This is a genomic window from Pelomonas sp. Root1217 (assembly GCF_001425705.1).
Taxonomy (GTDB): Bacteria; Pseudomonadota; Gammaproteobacteria; order Burkholderiales; family Burkholderiaceae_C; genus Pelomonas.
The window spans coordinates 408,430-423,424 of sequence record NZ_LMDC01000001.1 but is presented as its reverse complement, the minus strand read 5'-3'; the positions used below and the strand labels follow the sequence as shown (position 1 = coordinate 423,424).

15 protein-coding genes are annotated in these 14,995 nt (G+C 67.1%); 7 read left to right on the top strand and 8 right to left on the bottom strand.

All coding sequences use genetic code 11. The features are described from left to right. The first annotated feature begins 1 nt into the window (after position 1). Positions 2 to 883: an EamA family transporter RarD gene (gene rarD, locus ASC95_RS02030; RefSeq protein WP_057296120.1), complete on the top strand. Its 882-nt coding sequence runs from the start codon at positions 2 to 4 to the stop codon at positions 881 to 883. Here the strand turns inward: rarD and ASC95_RS02025 are convergent. From ASC95_RS02025 to lysA, 5 genes are all read right to left on the bottom strand, one after another. Beyond that, entirely contained in the window at positions 798 to 1,871 is a 1,074-nt protein-coding gene (locus ASC95_RS02025) for a hypothetical protein (RefSeq protein ID WP_157255914.1), read from the bottom strand. The genes rarD and ASC95_RS02025 overlap by 86 nt on opposite strands. A 58-nt stretch (positions 1,872 to 1,929) precedes the next feature. After that, positions 1,930 to 3,486: an alkyl hydroperoxide reductase subunit F gene (ahpF, locus tag ASC95_RS02020; protein WP_057296118.1), complete on the bottom strand. Its 1,557-nt coding sequence runs from the start codon at positions 3,484 to 3,486 to the stop codon at positions 1,930 to 1,932. 143 nt (positions 3,487 to 3,629) lie between these two features. Then, positions 3,630 to 4,193: an alkyl hydroperoxide reductase subunit C gene (gene ahpC / locus ASC95_RS02015; protein ID WP_057296117.1), complete on the bottom strand. Its 564-nt coding sequence runs from the start codon at positions 4,191 to 4,193 to the stop codon at positions 3,630 to 3,632. Positions 4,194 to 4,309: 116 nt separating this feature from the next. Next, positions 4,310 to 5,440: an HD-GYP domain-containing protein gene (locus tag ASC95_RS02010; protein WP_057296116.1), complete on the bottom strand. Its 1,131-nt coding sequence runs from the start codon at positions 5,438 to 5,440 to the stop codon at positions 4,310 to 4,312. A gap of 60 nt (positions 5,441 to 5,500) precedes the next feature. Beyond that, entirely contained in the window at positions 5,501 to 6,736 is a 1,236-nt protein-coding gene (gene lysA, locus ASC95_RS02005; protein WP_057297006.1) for a diaminopimelate decarboxylase, read from the bottom strand. 70 nt (positions 6,737 to 6,806) lie between these two features. Between lysA and ASC95_RS02000 the strand changes: the two genes are divergently transcribed. After that, positions 6,807 to 7,712: a LysR family transcriptional regulator gene (locus ASC95_RS02000; protein WP_057296115.1), complete on the top strand. Its 906-nt coding sequence runs from the start codon at positions 6,807 to 6,809 to the stop codon at positions 7,710 to 7,712. On the opposite strand, the gene dxs is transcribed toward ASC95_RS02000, so the two are convergent. The 3 genes from dxs to xseB are packed head-to-tail and all read right to left on the bottom strand — an operon-like array spanning position 7,663 to position 10,711. After that, entirely contained in the window at positions 7,663 to 9,555 is a 1,893-nt protein-coding gene (gene dxs / locus ASC95_RS01995) for a 1-deoxy-D-xylulose-5-phosphate synthase (protein WP_057296114.1), read from the bottom strand. The two genes, ASC95_RS02000 and dxs, sit on opposite strands and share 50 nt — an antisense overlap. Before the next feature lie 11 nt (positions 9,556 to 9,566). Then, positions 9,567 to 10,454, bottom strand: a complete 888-nt coding sequence (locus tag ASC95_RS01990) for a polyprenyl synthetase family protein (RefSeq protein WP_057296113.1) — start codon at positions 10,452 to 10,454, stop codon at positions 9,567 to 9,569. Then, on the bottom strand, positions 10,451 to 10,711 hold the full coding sequence (xseB, locus tag ASC95_RS01985) for an exodeoxyribonuclease VII small subunit (RefSeq protein ID WP_057296112.1): 261 nt from the start codon (positions 10,709 to 10,711) through the stop codon (positions 10,451 to 10,453). Before xseB ends, ASC95_RS01990 begins: the two co-directional genes overlap by 4 nt. Before the next feature lie 233 nt (positions 10,712 to 10,944). Here xseB and ASC95_RS01980 point away from each other — a divergent pair, with 233 nt between their 5' ends. The 5 genes from ASC95_RS01980 to trxC all read left to right on the top strand — a co-directional run bounded on the left by ASC95_RS01980 (position 10,945) and on the right by trxC (position 14,872). Further along, a complete protein-coding gene (locus ASC95_RS01980; protein ID WP_057296111.1) occupies positions 10,945 to 12,069 on the top strand; it encodes an SRPBCC family protein in 1,125 nt (374 codons plus the stop codon). Beyond that, positions 12,069 to 12,971 (top strand): DMT family transporter, encoded by a 903-nt coding sequence (locus ASC95_RS01975; protein ID WP_235537660.1) that lies wholly within the window; start codon positions 12,069 to 12,071, stop codon positions 12,969 to 12,971. Before ASC95_RS01980 ends, ASC95_RS01975 begins: the two co-directional genes overlap by 1 nt. Continuing rightward, the gene (locus ASC95_RS01970) at positions 12,968 to 13,813 is read left to right on the top strand and encodes a sulfurtransferase (protein ID WP_057296110.1); all 846 of its coding nucleotides are present in this window, start codon (positions 12,968 to 12,970) and stop codon (positions 13,811 to 13,813) included. Before ASC95_RS01975 ends, ASC95_RS01970 begins: the two co-directional genes overlap by 4 nt. 90 nt (positions 13,814 to 13,903) lie before the next feature. Then, complete coding sequence (locus ASC95_RS01965) at positions 13,904 to 14,338, top strand: universal stress protein (protein ID WP_056198567.1); 435 nt, start codon at positions 13,904 to 13,906, stop codon at positions 14,336 to 14,338. Positions 14,339 to 14,449: 111 nt separating this feature from the next. Beyond that, positions 14,450 to 14,872, top strand: a complete 423-nt coding sequence (gene trxC, locus ASC95_RS01960) for a thioredoxin TrxC (protein ID WP_057296109.1) — start codon at positions 14,450 to 14,452, stop codon at positions 14,870 to 14,872. Positions 14,873 to 14,995 lie beyond the last annotated feature (123 nt).

The following is a 14,995-nucleotide window of genomic DNA, read 5'->3' as shown; positions in this document are numbered from 1 at the left end:
GATGAATTCCGGTGTCCTCTTCGCCCTCGGCGCCTATCTGAGCTGGGGGTTGTTCCCGCTCTACTTCCGCCAGATCGCTTCCATACCCGCGCTGCAGATCGTGGCCCACCGCACGTTGTGGTCGCTGGCCTTCGTGGCCGTCGTGCTGCTGGTGACGCGCAATCTGTCCTGGCTGAAGGACGTCAGCGCGGCGACCTGGCGGCGCTTTGCACTGTCGGCCACGCTGATCGCCATCAACTGGCTGACCTATGTCTGGGCTGTCGGGCATGGCCATGTCATCGACGCCAGCCTGGGCTATTTCATCAACCCGCTGGTCAATGTGGCGCTGGGATTCGCCGTGCTGCACGAGCGCCCGCGCCCGGTGCAATGGCTGGCCGTGGGGCTGGCGGCCTTTGGCGTGCTGTGGCTGACGGTGGCAGGCGGCAAGCTGCCCTGGGTGGCCCTGGTGCTGGCAGTCAGCTTCGGCCTCTATGGCCTGATGCGCAAGACGGCGGCGCTCGGTGCCATCGAGGGGCTGACGCTGGAAACGCTGATCCTGGCGCCGCTGGCCGCCGCCGGCCTGATCTGGTGGTCGCAGGACGGCAGCATGGCCGGGCAGACGGCGGTGGACTGGGCCTGGCTGATCGGCACCGGCCCGGTGACGGCCGGCAGCCTGCTGCTGTTCGCGGCGGGCGCACGGCGCCTCTCGCTGGCGACGCTGGGCGTCGTCCAGTACGTGTCGCCGTCGCTGCAATTCCTGCTGGGCGTGTTCCTGTTCCACGAACCGATGAGCGCGAGCCGTCTGATCGCTTTCGGCTTCATCTGGGCGGCGCTGGCGCTGTACTCGCTGGATGGCTTGCGGCTGGCGTGGCGCCGTCCTCGCGGCGATACCAGTCCCGCGTGATCGCGTTGAGGCGGCTGCGGTCCAACTGCCACAGGCCCAGGGGGCCATGGACGATATCGAGGTTGTGGATGGACCCGGGCTCGAACTGGTTCCAGTACTCACTCACGTTGGATAGCGTCACCTCCGGCGGACCGGACTCGACGGGCTGGAGGTGAGCGCCGCGGACGAGGCGGTAGGGTGTGGCGACAGCCCCGTCCGACAGCCATTGATCCAGCCGCAAGACAGCCGCTGGAGTTGCGATGCTCAACGCGACGGCCAGCAAGCCGCTGAGCGCCGTTGCCTCTCTGCCCGGCACCTTGTGCCGTACCAGCAGCGGGTAGATCAACAGTCCGGCAGGCGCAGCCAGCAAACCGATGGCGTAAAGGCTGCGCGGCTGAAGCAGTTGATGCGAGCTGAGCGTGATGTCGATGAGGGCGAGCACCAACAGCGCCAGGCAGACCACGACGAGGGCAAGCGTCGCCGGGTGCCTCTCCAACGCGAAGTCGCTGAGCGCTGACGCATCGAGGGGTTGCCGCGGCAACAGCGTGCGCATGAGGTCGGCAGTCGCCTCGCGCGAGGGCATCGCATTCAGGCCGGTGTCCGCCGTAACCAGGAAAGCGTCGGAGCCGCTTCCCATCTCCAGCCAATGCAGATTGGCGGAGCGCAGGCCGACGTTGCCCTTCCAGCGGATGGTCTGTGCTGTCTTGGGCAGCAGCCGTTCCAGGCGCTGCCCGTCCGGCTGCACGGCCACGATGCGCAGTTGCTCGCCCTGGTCGATCAACAGGCCCTTGGCCTCGAAACCGGCGACGCGCATCCGCCGGGCAAAGAACGGCGCCCGCGCCAGGTTGATGCGAAACCAGCGATGCTGGGGCGCCAGCCCCGGCAGCAGCTCGTTCAACAACGCATCCTGCAGCCTTTTCGTGCGGCGCTCGCGCTGCCACATCAGCCACAACATACCTAGCGCGACGCAACACAGCGCCAGCTGCGCGATCAGCAATGCGAGTCTCATCCGCTCTCCCTGTGCGCCGCTTGGCGGGCGCTGTGAGCGCAGTCTAGGCGGACCGGCGTCAGCTCCGCATCAGGAAGTCAAAGGCCCCCAACGCCGCCTTCGCACCATCACCGGCGGCGATGATGATCTGCTTGAAGGGCACGGTCGTCACGTCGCCCGCCGCGAATACGCCGGGCAGCGAGGTGGCGCCCTTGGCGTCCACAATGATCTCGCCGTGCTTGCTGAGCTCCAGCGTGCCGCGCAGCCACTCGGTGTTGGGCACCAGGCCAATCTGCACGAAGCAGCCGTCGACTTCGACGCGCTTACTCTCGCCGCTGATGCGGTCGGTGTAGTTCAGGCCGTCGAGCTTGCCATTGCTGCCACCCGTGAACTCGGTCGTCTGCGCGTTGACGATGATGGTGACGTTGGGCAGGCTCTGCAGCTTCTTGACCAGCACCGCGTCGGCACGCAGTTCGGCGCCGAACTCGATCAGCGTCACATGCTTGACGATGCCTGCCAGGTCGATGGCCGCCTCGACGCCGGAATTGCCGCCACCGATGACCGCCACGGGCTTGCCCTTGAACAGCGGGCCGTCGCAGTGCGGGCAGTAGGCCACGCCCTTGTTCTTGTACTCGGCCTCGCCGGGCACGCCGACATTGCGCCAGCGCGCACCGGTCGACAGGATGACGGTCTTGCCCTTGAGCTTGGCGCCGTTGGCCAGTTCCACCTCGACGAAGCCGCCCGGCTGCGCGGCCGGCGTCAGCTTCTCGGCGCGCTGCAGGTTGTGGATGTCGACCTGGTAGTCCTTGACATGGCCTTCCAGCGCGGCCGCGAACTTCGGGCCGTCGGTCACCGAGACGGAGATGTAGTTCTCGATGCCCAGCGTGTCGTTGACCTGGCCGCCAAAGCGCTCGGCCGCGACGCCGGTACGGATGCCCTTGCGCGCGGCGTAGACGGCCGCAGCGGCGCCGGCCGGGCCGCCGCCGATGATCAGCATGTCGTAGGGGGCCTCGGCATCGAGCTTCTTCGCATCGCGCACGGCAGCGCCGGTGTCGAGCTTGGCGACGATCTCTTCGAGCGACATGCGGCCCGAGGCGAACGGCTGGCCGTTCAGCCAGACGGCCGGCACCGCCATGATGTCGCGCCCTTCGACCTCGCTCTGGAACAGGCCACCATCGATGATGGTGGTGCGGATGCGCGGGTTGACGATGGACATCAGCGACAGCGCCTGCACGACGTCCGGGCAGTTATGGCAGGTCAGGCTCATGTAGATCTCGAAGTCGAGGTCCCTGTCCAGCGCCTTCACGGCATCGATCTGGGCCTGCTCGACCTTGGGCGGATGGCCGCCGGTCCACAGCAGGGCCAGCACCAGCGACGTGAACTCATGGCCCAGCGGGATGGCCGCGAAACGCAGGCTTTGCTCGGTACCGGTGCGCCGCAGCAGGAAGGACGGCGTGCGCGTGTCGACGCCATCGGCGCGGAACGAAATCTTGTCGTTCATGCCGGCGATCTCTTCGAGCAGCTCGCGCATCTCGTCGCTCGACGCAGAGTTGTCCAGCGAGGCAATGATTTCGAACGGGAGCTTGACGTGGTCCAGGTAGCCCTGGAGCTGGGTCTTCAGTGCGGCGTCCAACATGGTGAGGTCCTTTCAGTGAGGCGTGGCGAGGCGGGCCACTGCTGAAAGGGTCCCCGGTGCCGGAGGCCCTTTCAGCAGAACCTGTGAGGCTCTGCGGAAGGCAGGAACCCTCCCGGGTTCCTGGTATTCGTCACGTGACGAGCTTAGATCTTGCCGACCAGATCCAGCGACGGTGCGATGGTCTTGGCGCCTTCGTTCCACTTGGCCGGGCAGACTTCACCCGGGTGGGCGGCGGTGTACTGGGCAGCCTTGAGCTTGCGCAACGTTTCCTTGACGTCGCGGGCGATCTCGTTGGAGTGGATCTCGGCGGTCTTGATGACGCCGTCCGGATTGATCACGAAGGTGCCGCGCAGCGCCAGGCCTTCTTCGGGGATGTGCACGCCGAAGGCGTTGGTCAGCGTGTGGGTCGGGTCGCCCACCAGCGGGAACTTGGCCTTGCCGACGGCCGGCGAGGTTTCGTGCCACACCTTGTGCGAGAAGTGCGTGTCGGTCGTGACGATGTAGACCTCGGCGCCCATCTTCTGGAATTCGGCGTAGTTGTCGGCCGCGTCTTCAACTTCGGTCGGGCAGTTGAAGGTGAAGGCGGCCGGCATGAAGATCAGCACAGACCACTTGCCCTTCAGCGTCTCGTCGCTAACGGTGATGAACTTGCCGTTGTGAAAGGCTTCGGTCTTGAAGGGCTGGACTTGGGTGTTGATCAGGGACATTCGAAGGCTCCGTGGGGGCTGGTTGATGGGATGGCTAGAACTATATCGAATCGAGGTTTTCAGTAGAAAACATTTATCAAATCAGCATCATTGACCCAGCCTATGAAGCCAGATCCTCAGGCCTCGTAGCGGCGGTCGTAGAGGTGATGCGGACTGAGCTTCACACGCAGCACCTGCGCGGCCACCAAGCCCGTAATCGCATGCTCGGCCAACGCCGTATCACGCCTGACAGGAGAGCCTAAGGCATCCCCATGACGATTCATAACGGCGCTGACGATGGGAGTGTTGCCTGATGTACCGCGGCGCACCACCACGGCGATCTCGCCGCTGGCCAGCTTGACCAGCGTGCCGGGCGGGAACATGCCGACCTCCTTGACCAGCAGCGCAGCAAACGGATGGCCGTTGCTGCCGGTGTAGAGCGACTTGGCCGCCTGCGGCGCTGGCAGCCCGGCTCGCCCTCCCCGGCTGGCGAGCTTGGCCAGGAAGATGTCGACGAGGCGCAGCAACTGGGCCGTCTCGTCGGGTTCGACCAAGCCTTGCGGGTAGCCGCCACCGCCCGGCTGCTCATGGTGCTGGGCCACCGCAGCCAGCCACTCGGCGTCATCCAGGCCGGCGTTGCGCAGCCAGGCCACGGCTTCGTCCGGGTGGCGGTCGATGGCCGCGCGTTGAGGCGGCGCCAGCTTGCCGCCGCGCGAGGCCAGGCGCCCCTGCAGGTCGATGATGGACAGATTCATCGTCAGCGCGGCGCCGACGAGGCTCTTCTGGCGCTCCGGCGTCCAAGCCAGGCGCCGCGCCAGCAACGCGCCGACGGTGGCCGTGTGCAGCAGATGCGCCAGGCCATAGACCTCATGGCGGCTGTGGTCGTGCTGGACGACGACAAAGAGCAACTGATCCGGGAAGCGCTCGGCCCACACGAGGAGTTGGGCGGCGCATTCCTTGACGCGCGGGAGGAAGAGGGTTTCCTGCGGCGCACGCAGCAGCACGGACAACCGCGTCTGCAGGGCCTCCCAGCGCGCGAAGAAGTCCTCGCCGCCCGCGCCGCCCTCATGGCCGCGGGCCGACGCATCGCGCACTTCCTCCATATCGACAAACACGCCGCGGTTCAGCAGCGCCTCGCGCATCTGCTCGCTGGGTACCGGCTGGCCCCTGGCCAGCAGCAGCTTGCCCTCGCCATCACGTACCCCAAACGGCAGAGGCGAACCGGCCTTGATATGGCCGCCAACCTGTTGGATCGGAACGAGCTTCATGGCCGGATGATCTCCGGACTTTGGGCTAACGGCTTCAGCCGTTGGCAGGCGGTATCCGTGTCAGATTTCCAGCGCCAGCAATTCCTCCACCGTCTGCCGGCGACGGATCAGCCGACCGGCATCGCCGTCCACCAGCACCTCGGCTGCGAGCGGGCGGCTGTTGTAGTTGCTGGACATGGACGCGCCGTAGGCACCCGCGTCGTGGATGACAAGCAGGTCGCCAACGCTGGCCGCCGGCAGGTCGCGGGTCAGCACCTCGCCGCCGGGGCCCTGGGTGAACACGTCGCCCGACTCGCACAACGGGCCGGCCACGACGGTGGGTTGCTCGGGGCCGCTGGCGCCGATCACGCTCATGGCATGGAAGGCGCCATACATGGCCGGGCGCATCAATTCGTTGAAGCCGGCGTCCACGAGCACGAAACGGTTGGCGCCCGAGTTCTTGACCGCCCTCACCTCGGCCAGCAGCACGGCGCTTTCGGCGACGAGGTAGCGGCCAGGCTCGATCTCCAACTTCAGTGCGTGACCCACGACGCCTTCAGCCTCACGCCGGGCGGCATCCCACAGCCCGAAGTAGTGAGCCACGTCGATGCGCGCATCGCCATCGCGGTAGGGAATCGACAGGCCACCGCCGGCCGAAATCGCGTGCAGGTCGTGGCCGGCCGCGACCGTTTCGCGCACCAGGCCCACCATGGCCTGGCCGACCTGGGCCAGATGCTCGTAGTCCACGCCCGAACCAATGTGCATGTGCAGGCCGACCAGCTTGAGCCCATGGCGGCGGATGGCCGCCAGCGCGGCGCCCAGATCGGCATGCCAGATGCCATGCTTGCTGTGCTCGCCACCGGTGTTGGTCTTGTGGCTGTGGCCGTGGCCGAAGCCCGGGTTGATGCGCAGCCAGACGGCATGGCCGGGTGACGCGGCGCCGAGCTGATCGAGCATGTCGATGGAGCCGGCGTTGACGGGAATGCGGTGCTCGATGACGGTGGCCAGCGTCGCGTGGTCGAGCAGGTCGGCGGTGAAGACGATGTCATCGCCGCCGGTGGTGTATCCAGCGGCCAAGGCTCGCAGGATCTCGCCGCGAGACACCGAGTCGACCTTGACGCCGGCCTTGCGCAGCAGCTTCAGGATGTGAATGTTGGAGCAGGCCTTCTGCGCGAAACGCACGACGTCGAACCGCTGCAGCGACGCGGCGCGCTCGCGGATGGTGGCTGCGTCGTAGACCCACAGCGGCGTGCCGTGCTCGGCGGCGAGAGCTTGCAGGCGGGCGGGGTTCAGGGCGGCAGGCAGGGGCTTTGTCATGGATCGAAGCATGCCCGCGGCCATCCATTCAATCAAATTGAAATTTGTGCAGCGACAATTCATTCCTGATATGGATATCCAGCACCGTCACATCGAGGTCTTCCGCGCCGTCATGACCGCCGGCAGCGTCACCGGCGCCGCCTCGCTGCTGCACACTTCACAACCGACGCTAAGCCGCGACCTCGCGCGGCTGGAGCAGTTGCTGGGCTATGCCCTGTTCGAGCGCGAGCACGGCCGGCTCAAGGCCACGGCGAGAGCGCGGGTCCTGTTCGACGAAGTAGAGCGCAGCTTCCAGGGCCTGGCCCGCGTGATTGAGCGGGCCGAGGCCCTCGGGCGAGACGAAGATGCCGAACTGACCGTGCTGAGCCTGCCCGCCCTCAGCCACGCCTTGCTGCCCGGCGCGCTTGCCGTGCTGCTGGCTGGGCACCCCGGTGCACGCATCAACATCACGCCGGCCGAGCCGCCGCTGCTGGATGCGTGGATCAGCGAGCAACGCTTCGACCTCGGCCTGGCCGAGCAGGCGACGCCCTTGCCTGGCGTGCGCGTCGAGCCGGTGCTGGAAGCGGACGAAGTGGCCGTGCTGCCAGCCGACCACGCGCTCGCCTCGCGCAAGCGGTTGGCGCTGAAGGATTTCGAGGGCCAGGACTTCATCAGCCTCGCCGAGGACGACCCCTACCGGCGGGAGATCGATGCGCGCTTTGACGCGGCAGGCATCCAGCGCCGCTTGCGCGTGCAGACGCACAGCGCAGTGGCCGTCTGCGAGCTGGTCCGCTCGGGGCTGGGCACCGCCATCGTCAATCCGCTGACCGCGGCCGCCTGCGCCGACTCAGGCTTGGTCGTGCGACCGCTGGCGGTGTCGATTCCCTACCGCGTCAGCGCCTTGATTCCGCTGCATCGGCCCGCGCAGCCGCTGGTCGATGCCCTGCTCAGCGCGCTGCGGCGCGCACGACCGTCGGCTTTGTCCCGAAACGCTTGACGATGCTGGCCTCGATGCCGGCAGCGTCCAGGCCGCACAGGCTCATCAGCTTGGCCGGGTCGCCATGCTCGACGAACTCATCGGGCAGGCCGAGCTGCAGCACCGGCACATTCAGGCCGGCAGCGTTCAGCGCCTCGGTGACGGCGCTGCCTGCGCCGCCCATGATGCAGCCGTCTTCAAGGGTGACGATGGCGTCATGCGAGCGCGCCAGTTCGGCGACGAGCTCAGCATCCAGCGGCTTCACGAAGCGCATATTGGCCACTGTCGCGTCCAGCCGTTCCGCGGCTTCCAGCGCCGGATAAAGCAGCGTGCCGAAGGCCAGGATCGCAATGCGCTGGCCGTGCCGACGCACTTCGCCCTTGCCCCAGGGCTGGGCCGTCATCGCCTTGACGGGCGTGATGCCTGCTCCTGCGCCACGCGGGTAGCGCACCGTCACCGGCCCGTCGTGCATGAAGCCGGTGTACAGCGACTGGCGGCATTCGTCCTCATCGGCCGGCGTCAGCACGGCCATGTTGGGGATGCAGCGCGTGTAGGCGATGTCGTAGTTGCCAGCATGCGTGGCGCCGTCAGCACCCACCAGGCCGGCGCGGTCCAGCGCGAACAGCACGGGCAGGTTCTGGATGGCGACGTCATGGATCAGCTGGTCATAGGCGCGCTGCAGGAAGGTCGAGTAGATCGCGACAACGGGCTTGATGCCCTCGCAGGCCAGGCCAGCGGCGAAGGTGACCGAGTGCTGCTCGGCAATGCCGACGTCGTGATAGCGCTGCGGGAAGCGCTTGTGGAACTCGACCATGCCCGAACCCTCGCGCATCGCAGGCGTGATGCCGACCAGCCGCGGGTCGGCTTCGGCCATATCGCACAGCCAGTCGCCAAAGACCTGGGTGAAGGTTAGCTTGGGCGGCGTGGCCGGCTTGACGAAGCCCACGGCGGGGTCGAACTTGCCGGAGGCCGCGTGGTACTTGACCGGGTCGTTCTCGGCCAGCTTGTAGCCCGCACCCTTTTTGGTGACGATGTGCAGGAACTGCGGGCCCCGTTTCTCGCGCAGGTTCTCCAGCGTCGGGATCAGCGAGTCGAGGTCGTGGCCGTCGATGGGGCCGACGTAGTTGAAGCCGAATTCCTCGAAGATCGTGCCCGGCACGACCATGCCCTTGGTGTGCTCCTCGAATTTGCGCGCGAACTCGTAGAGCGGCGTGTTCTTCAGCACGCTCTTGGCGCTCTCGCGGGCGGCGGCGTAGAAGCTGCCGCTCATCAGCCGCGCCAGGTATTTGTTCAGCGCACCGACCGGCGGGCTGATAGACATGTCGTTGTCGTTCAGGATGACGAGCAGGTCGCCCATCAGGCCGCCGTGCGCCACGCCGGCGTTGTTCAGCGCCTCGAAGGCCATACCGGCTGTCATGGAGCCATCGCCAATGATGGCCACGGCCCGGCGGTCTTCGCCCTTGAGCTTGAAGGCCATGGCCATGCCGTGGGCCGCGGAGATGCTGGTCGACGAATGGCCGGTGCCAAAGGTGTCGTACTCGCTCTCGTCACGGCGCGGGAAGCCGCTGATGCCACCGATCTGGCGCAGGCCCGGCATGCGGTCACGCCGGCCGGTCAGCACCTTGTGCGGATAGGTCTGGTGGCCCACGTCCCACACCAGCCGGTCGTCCGGTGTGTTGAACACGTAATGCAGGGCCACGGTCAGCTCGACCGTGCCAAGGTTGGAGCCGAGGTGGCCGCCAGTCTTGGAGACGCTCTCCAGCACGAAGGCGCGCACCTCGTCGGCCAGCTTGCGCAGTTCGGTGCGCGGCAGGCGGCGCAGGTCGGCCGGGCTGTCGATGCCTTTGAGCAGCGTGTATTCCATGGCGGTCCTCTTTAGTTGTCCCGCTCTACAACGGAGTCGGCCAGCAGGCTGAGGTGGCTCACATCGGCCAGGCCGCTGGCGGCCAGGGCCGCCTTGGCTTCGGCGCGCAGCGCTTGAGCCAGGGCGCGTGCTGCGTTCAGGCCGAGCACGCTGACGTAGGTGGGCTTGTTGGCATCCTGGTCCTTGCCGGCCGTCTTGCCCAGCACTTCGGAATCCTGGGTCACGTCGAGGATGTCGTCGACAACCTGGAAGGCCAGGCCGAGCGCAGCGCCGTAGTCGGACAGCGACTGGGTCGCCTGCGTCGACACCGACCCGCAGGCCGCGCCCATCAGAACGCTGGCCTGCAGCAGCACACCGGTCTTGCGTCGATGCATGTCGCGCAGCGTGGTTTCGTCCAACTGCTTGCCAATGCTGGCCAGGTCGATCGCCTGGCCGCCGGCCATGCCGTCGTGGCCGGCCGAGCGGGCCAGCAGCGCACACAGCCGCGCTTGCAGGGCCGGGGCGATGCCCGTGTCGGGCGTCAGCACTTCGAAGGCCAGCGCTTGCATCGCGTCGCCGGCCAGCATGGCCTGGGCTTCGCCGAACGCCACATGCGTCGTCGGTTTGCCGCGGCGCATGACGTCGTTGTCCATGCAGGGCATGTCGTCATGCACCAACGAATAGGCGTGGATCAGTTCGACCGAGCAGGCCGCGCGCATCGCCGCAAAGCTGTCGCCGCCCACGGCCGCGCAGCTTGCCAGCACGAGCAAGGGGCGCAGCCGCTTGCCACCACCCAATACTGCATAGCGCATCGCCTCGCCAAGGCCAGCCGGTGCGGTGGCGGGCACGAGATCATCCAGCGCCGCTTCGAAGGCGTTCAAAGACGCCTGCACCCAGCGGTCAAAGTCCTGTGCATTCAAGATTCGGGGCCCTCCCAGGCCTTCAGTTCGGCGCCGTCCAGCAGCTTGACCTGCTGTTCCACCGCCTGCAGCCGCCCGCGGCACAGCGCCAGCAACTCGGCGCCACGCTTGTAGCTGTGCAAAAGCTGGTCCAACGGCAGCTGTTGCCCCTCCATGGCCGCCACCATCCGTTCCAGCTCGTCGAGCGCCTGCTCGTAGCTGAGGTCGGCATCGCCGTCGCTCGTGGCGGCCTTGGTGCGGGGAGAGGACTTGGTCATTTCAAAACGCGAAACGGCAATTGTAGTCAGCGGGTTTCCTCAGCTTGGTGCATGCGGACGTAACCGTCGGACGGAGGACGCGGGCATGCGTAGAATCCCGGACCTCTCGCTCGAGCGCGCACGCGCGTGGCTTCGAACCCCTTTCCACACCTAGCAACCTGGCCGACTCGGCACCGCCGAGATGCGCCGGAGGGACGCAGCACCTCTACCCGCCTGAAAGACCCGCCTGGATCATGTCCGACCTGAGTCTTCCCGTCTCGGCGCTCAAACGCAGCCAGACCCAGCTCCCGGTGAGCGCCTATTTCGACCCCGATCTGTTCCAGCGCGAGCAGGCCAGCATCTTCCAGCGAGGGCCCCGCTACGTCGGCCATGCACTGGCCGTCCCCGAAATCGGTGACCACTACGCCCTGCCGCAGGAGGGCGAAGGCCGGGCGCTGGTGCGCTCCAGCCAGGGTATCGAGCTGATCTCCAACGTCTGCCGCCACCGCCAGGCGCTGATGCTCAAGGGTCGCGGCAACACCCAGGCCAATATCGTCTGCCCGCTGCACCGCTGGACATATTCACATCAGGGCGAGTTGATCGGCGCGCCTCACTTTGCCGAAGACCCCTGCCTGAACCTGAACCGCTACAAGCTGCGGGAGTGGAACGGCCTGCTGTTCGAGGACAACGGCCATGACGTGGCGGCCGAGCTGGCCAAGCTGGGCCCGCGCGCCCAGCTGGACTTCTCCGGCTATGTGCTCGACAAGGTCCAGGTCCACGAGTGCAACTACAACTGGAAGACCTTCATCGAGGTCTACCTCGAGGACTACCACGTCGGCCCCTTCCACCCCGGCCTGGGCGGCTTTGTCAGCTGCGACGACCTGGCTTGGGAGTTCGGCAAGCACCACTCGGTGCAGACCGTCGGCGTGCACAAGGAACTGGAGCGCCCCGGCTCGCCGGTCTACCAGCGCTGGCACGACCAACTGCTGAAGTTCCGCGAGGGCCGCCCACCGGAAGCCGGCGCGATCTGGCTGACCTACTACCCGCACATCATGGTGGAGTGGTACCCGCATGTGCTGGTCGTGTCGACGCTGCACCCGGTGTCGCCGCAGAAGACCGTCAACCTCGTCGAGTTCTACTATCCCGAGGAGATCGCCGCTTTCGAGCGCGACTTCGTCGAGGCCCACCAGGCGGCCTACATGGAAACCTGCGTGGAAGACGACGAGATCGCCGAGCGCATGGACGCCGGCCGCAAGGCGCTGATGATGCGTGGCGACAACGAGACCGGCCCCTATCAAAGCCCGATGGAAGACGGCATGCAGCACTTCCATGAATGGTTTCGCGGGCAAATGGGCATGGACCCGGCCGCCAGCGCCTGATGCCCGCCTCGGTGCTCATGGTCGCGGCGACGCTGTTGTTCGCCACCATGGGCGTCTGCGTCAAGCTGGCCAGCGAGTTCTACGCGGCCAGCGAGATCGTCATGTACCGCGGCCTGGTCGGCTCCGTGATGATGGCCCTGCTGTCGCACCGCCAGGGCTTGAGTCTCAAGACCCGCCTGCCCGGCATGCACCTGTGGCGCAGCATCTCCGGCGTCACCTCGCTGTGCCTGTGGTTCTACGCCATCAGCCACCTGCCGCTGGCCACGGCGATGACGCTGAACTACATGTCCTCGGTGTGGATGGCCCTCTTCCTGCTCGGCGGCGCCGTGCTGATGGGTGCCCAGCGGCTGGACTGGCGGCTGATGGCTTCGGTGCTGCTGGGCTTTGTCGGCGTCGCGCTGATCCTGCGCCCGACGCTGGACCAGCAGCAGCTCTGGTACGGCCTGGCCGGCCTGCTGTCGGGCATGATCGCCGCGATGGCCTATCTGCAGGTCACGGCCTTGGGCCGCGTCGGCGAGCCCGAGTTGCGCGTCGTCTTCTATTTCTCGGTCGGCGGCTGCGTGGCCGGCGCCGTCATCACGGCCGTGACCCAGGGCGGCCTGCAAAGCCACACGCTGTGGGGCGCGTTTCTGCTCCTCGCCGTCGGCGTGCTGGCTACGACCGCACAGGTCTGCCTGACACGCGCCTACTCCATCGGCCGCCCGTTGGTGAATGCCTGCCTGCAATACCTGGGCATCGTCTTCTCCTTCATCTACGGCATGCTGCTGTTCAAGGACCCGCTGACCTGGCACGCCACCTTCGGCATGCTGCTCATCATCGGCGCCGGCCTTGCGGCCACGCTGCTGCGCTCCAAGGTCGCCCCGCCGCCAAAGGACAGCCAGTTCAACCCCGCCGAGTCATGACCTACACCACGCTGATCACCCCCGCCGAGCTGCGCGCGCTGCTTCAATCCCCCGAGCCGCCGCTGATCCTCGAAGGCAGCTTCGACCTCGCCGACACCGACGCCGGCGAGCGCGCCTATGCGGCCGGCCACATCCCCGGCGCCTTTTACCTGCACCTGGACCGCGACCTCTGCGGCGACAAGACCGGCCCCGACGGGTCTTTCCGCGGCCGCCACCCGCTGCCTGAGCGCGAGGCCTTCGCCGCGCTGATGCGCCGCCTCGGTCTTGCCGCCGGCCGCCAGGTCGTCGCCTATGACCGCCAGGGCGGCCCCTACGCCGCCCACATCTGGTGGATGCTGCGCTGGCTGGGCCACGCCGAGGTGGCCGTGCTGGACGGCGCCTGGGACGGCGAAATGACGGCGGATGTGCCAACTGCCACGCCGACCGACTGGCAACCCGGCCAGCCGCTGGTCGGCCAGATCGACGCCGCCACCCTGCTCAAGAAGCTCGGCAACGTGCGCCTCATCGATGCCCGCGCCGCCGAGCGCTTCCGTGGCGAGGTCGAGCCGCTGGACAAGGCCGCCGGGCACATCCCCGGCGCCAGCAACCGCTTTTTCAAGGACAACCTCGGCGCCGACGGCCGCTTCAAGCCTGCTGCCCAGTTGCGTGCCGAATTCCAGCCCTTGCTGGCACCGCACAGTGCCAGCGCGGTGGTCCAGCAATGCGGCTCTGGTGTCACCGCCTGTCACAACCTGTTGGCCATGGCCGTTGCCGGCCTGGATGAATCGAATGAGAGCCTGCTCTACCCCGGCTCCTGGAGCGAATGGTCGTCAGACCCGGCCCGCCCTATCGCCAAAGGTTAGGCCAGGGGAGGAGCAAAGCGTTGATCTCCGACAAGCATTCCGGCGCCTGATCGGCCACACTGTGGTTCTTCGTAACGACTGGAGGACCGAATGTTCAAGCGCATCCTCGTCCCCACTGACGGCTCCGACATCACCGCCCACGCGGTGGACACCGCCATCCAGCTCGCCAAGATTCACGGCGCCCAGCTGTTGACGCTCAGCGTCATGGAGCCCTTCCCGTACAGCGCCGTCTCCGAGATCCAGCCCGTGCCGCCGCAGGAGTTCATCGACGCGCAACTGCGCGTCGCCACCCAGCGCGTCGAGGCCGTCAGCGCGGCGGCAGCGGCACAGGGCCTGTCCTGCCGTGGGCACACCACCGAAGCCCTGCACGCCTGGGAAGCCATCGTCGACCACGCCAAGGCCGAGAACGTGGACCTCATCGTCATGGCCTCGCACGGCCGCAAGGGCTTCGCGGCGCTGCTGCTGGGCAGCGAGGCGCAGAAGGTGCTGTCGCATATCGAAACGCCGGTGTTGATCGTCAAATAGACGTCAAGCGAGCGTCGAACGCCACTGAGCCTCCGCTGTCAGGCGAGGCCTACGCGGGCATGCGGCGGCGCGCACGCAGCCGCACCCAGTCCCGTGGACTAAATTCACCCCATGCTGCTCGTCTGCCCCCAGTGTGGAACCCGCAACCGCGTGCCCGACGAACGCCTGGCCGACGATCCCACCTGCGGGCGTTGCGGCGGGCCCGTTGCGCCGCGCAAGCCCGTAGCCCTGGGCGACGCTGACCTCGGCCCCTACCTTCAGGGCACCGAGGCGCCGGTGCTGGTGGATTTCTGGGCCGCCTGGTGCGGACCCTGCCGCTCCTATGCCCCGCACTTCGAGCAACTCGCCGCCACCCGGCCGGAAATCCGCTTCGTCAAGGTGAACAGCGATGCAGCGCAGCGCACCAGCGCCAGCCTGCAGATCCGCAGCATCCCGACAACCGTTCTGTTCGTTGGCGGCCGTGAGGTTGGGCGGCAGAGCGGTGCGATGACGGCTGCGCAACTGGGCGCCTGGGTGGACGGCGCACTGCCCTGACGTCACAGCGCTTGGCTGAGCTCTGGGGTTGTGCGGATTTTTCTCTGTTGCCTTGGCACGGCTGGCCGGTTGCAGGTCACTGCCCGCGTCGATCCCACCCTGGAGTGGAAGGAGTTCGCAACG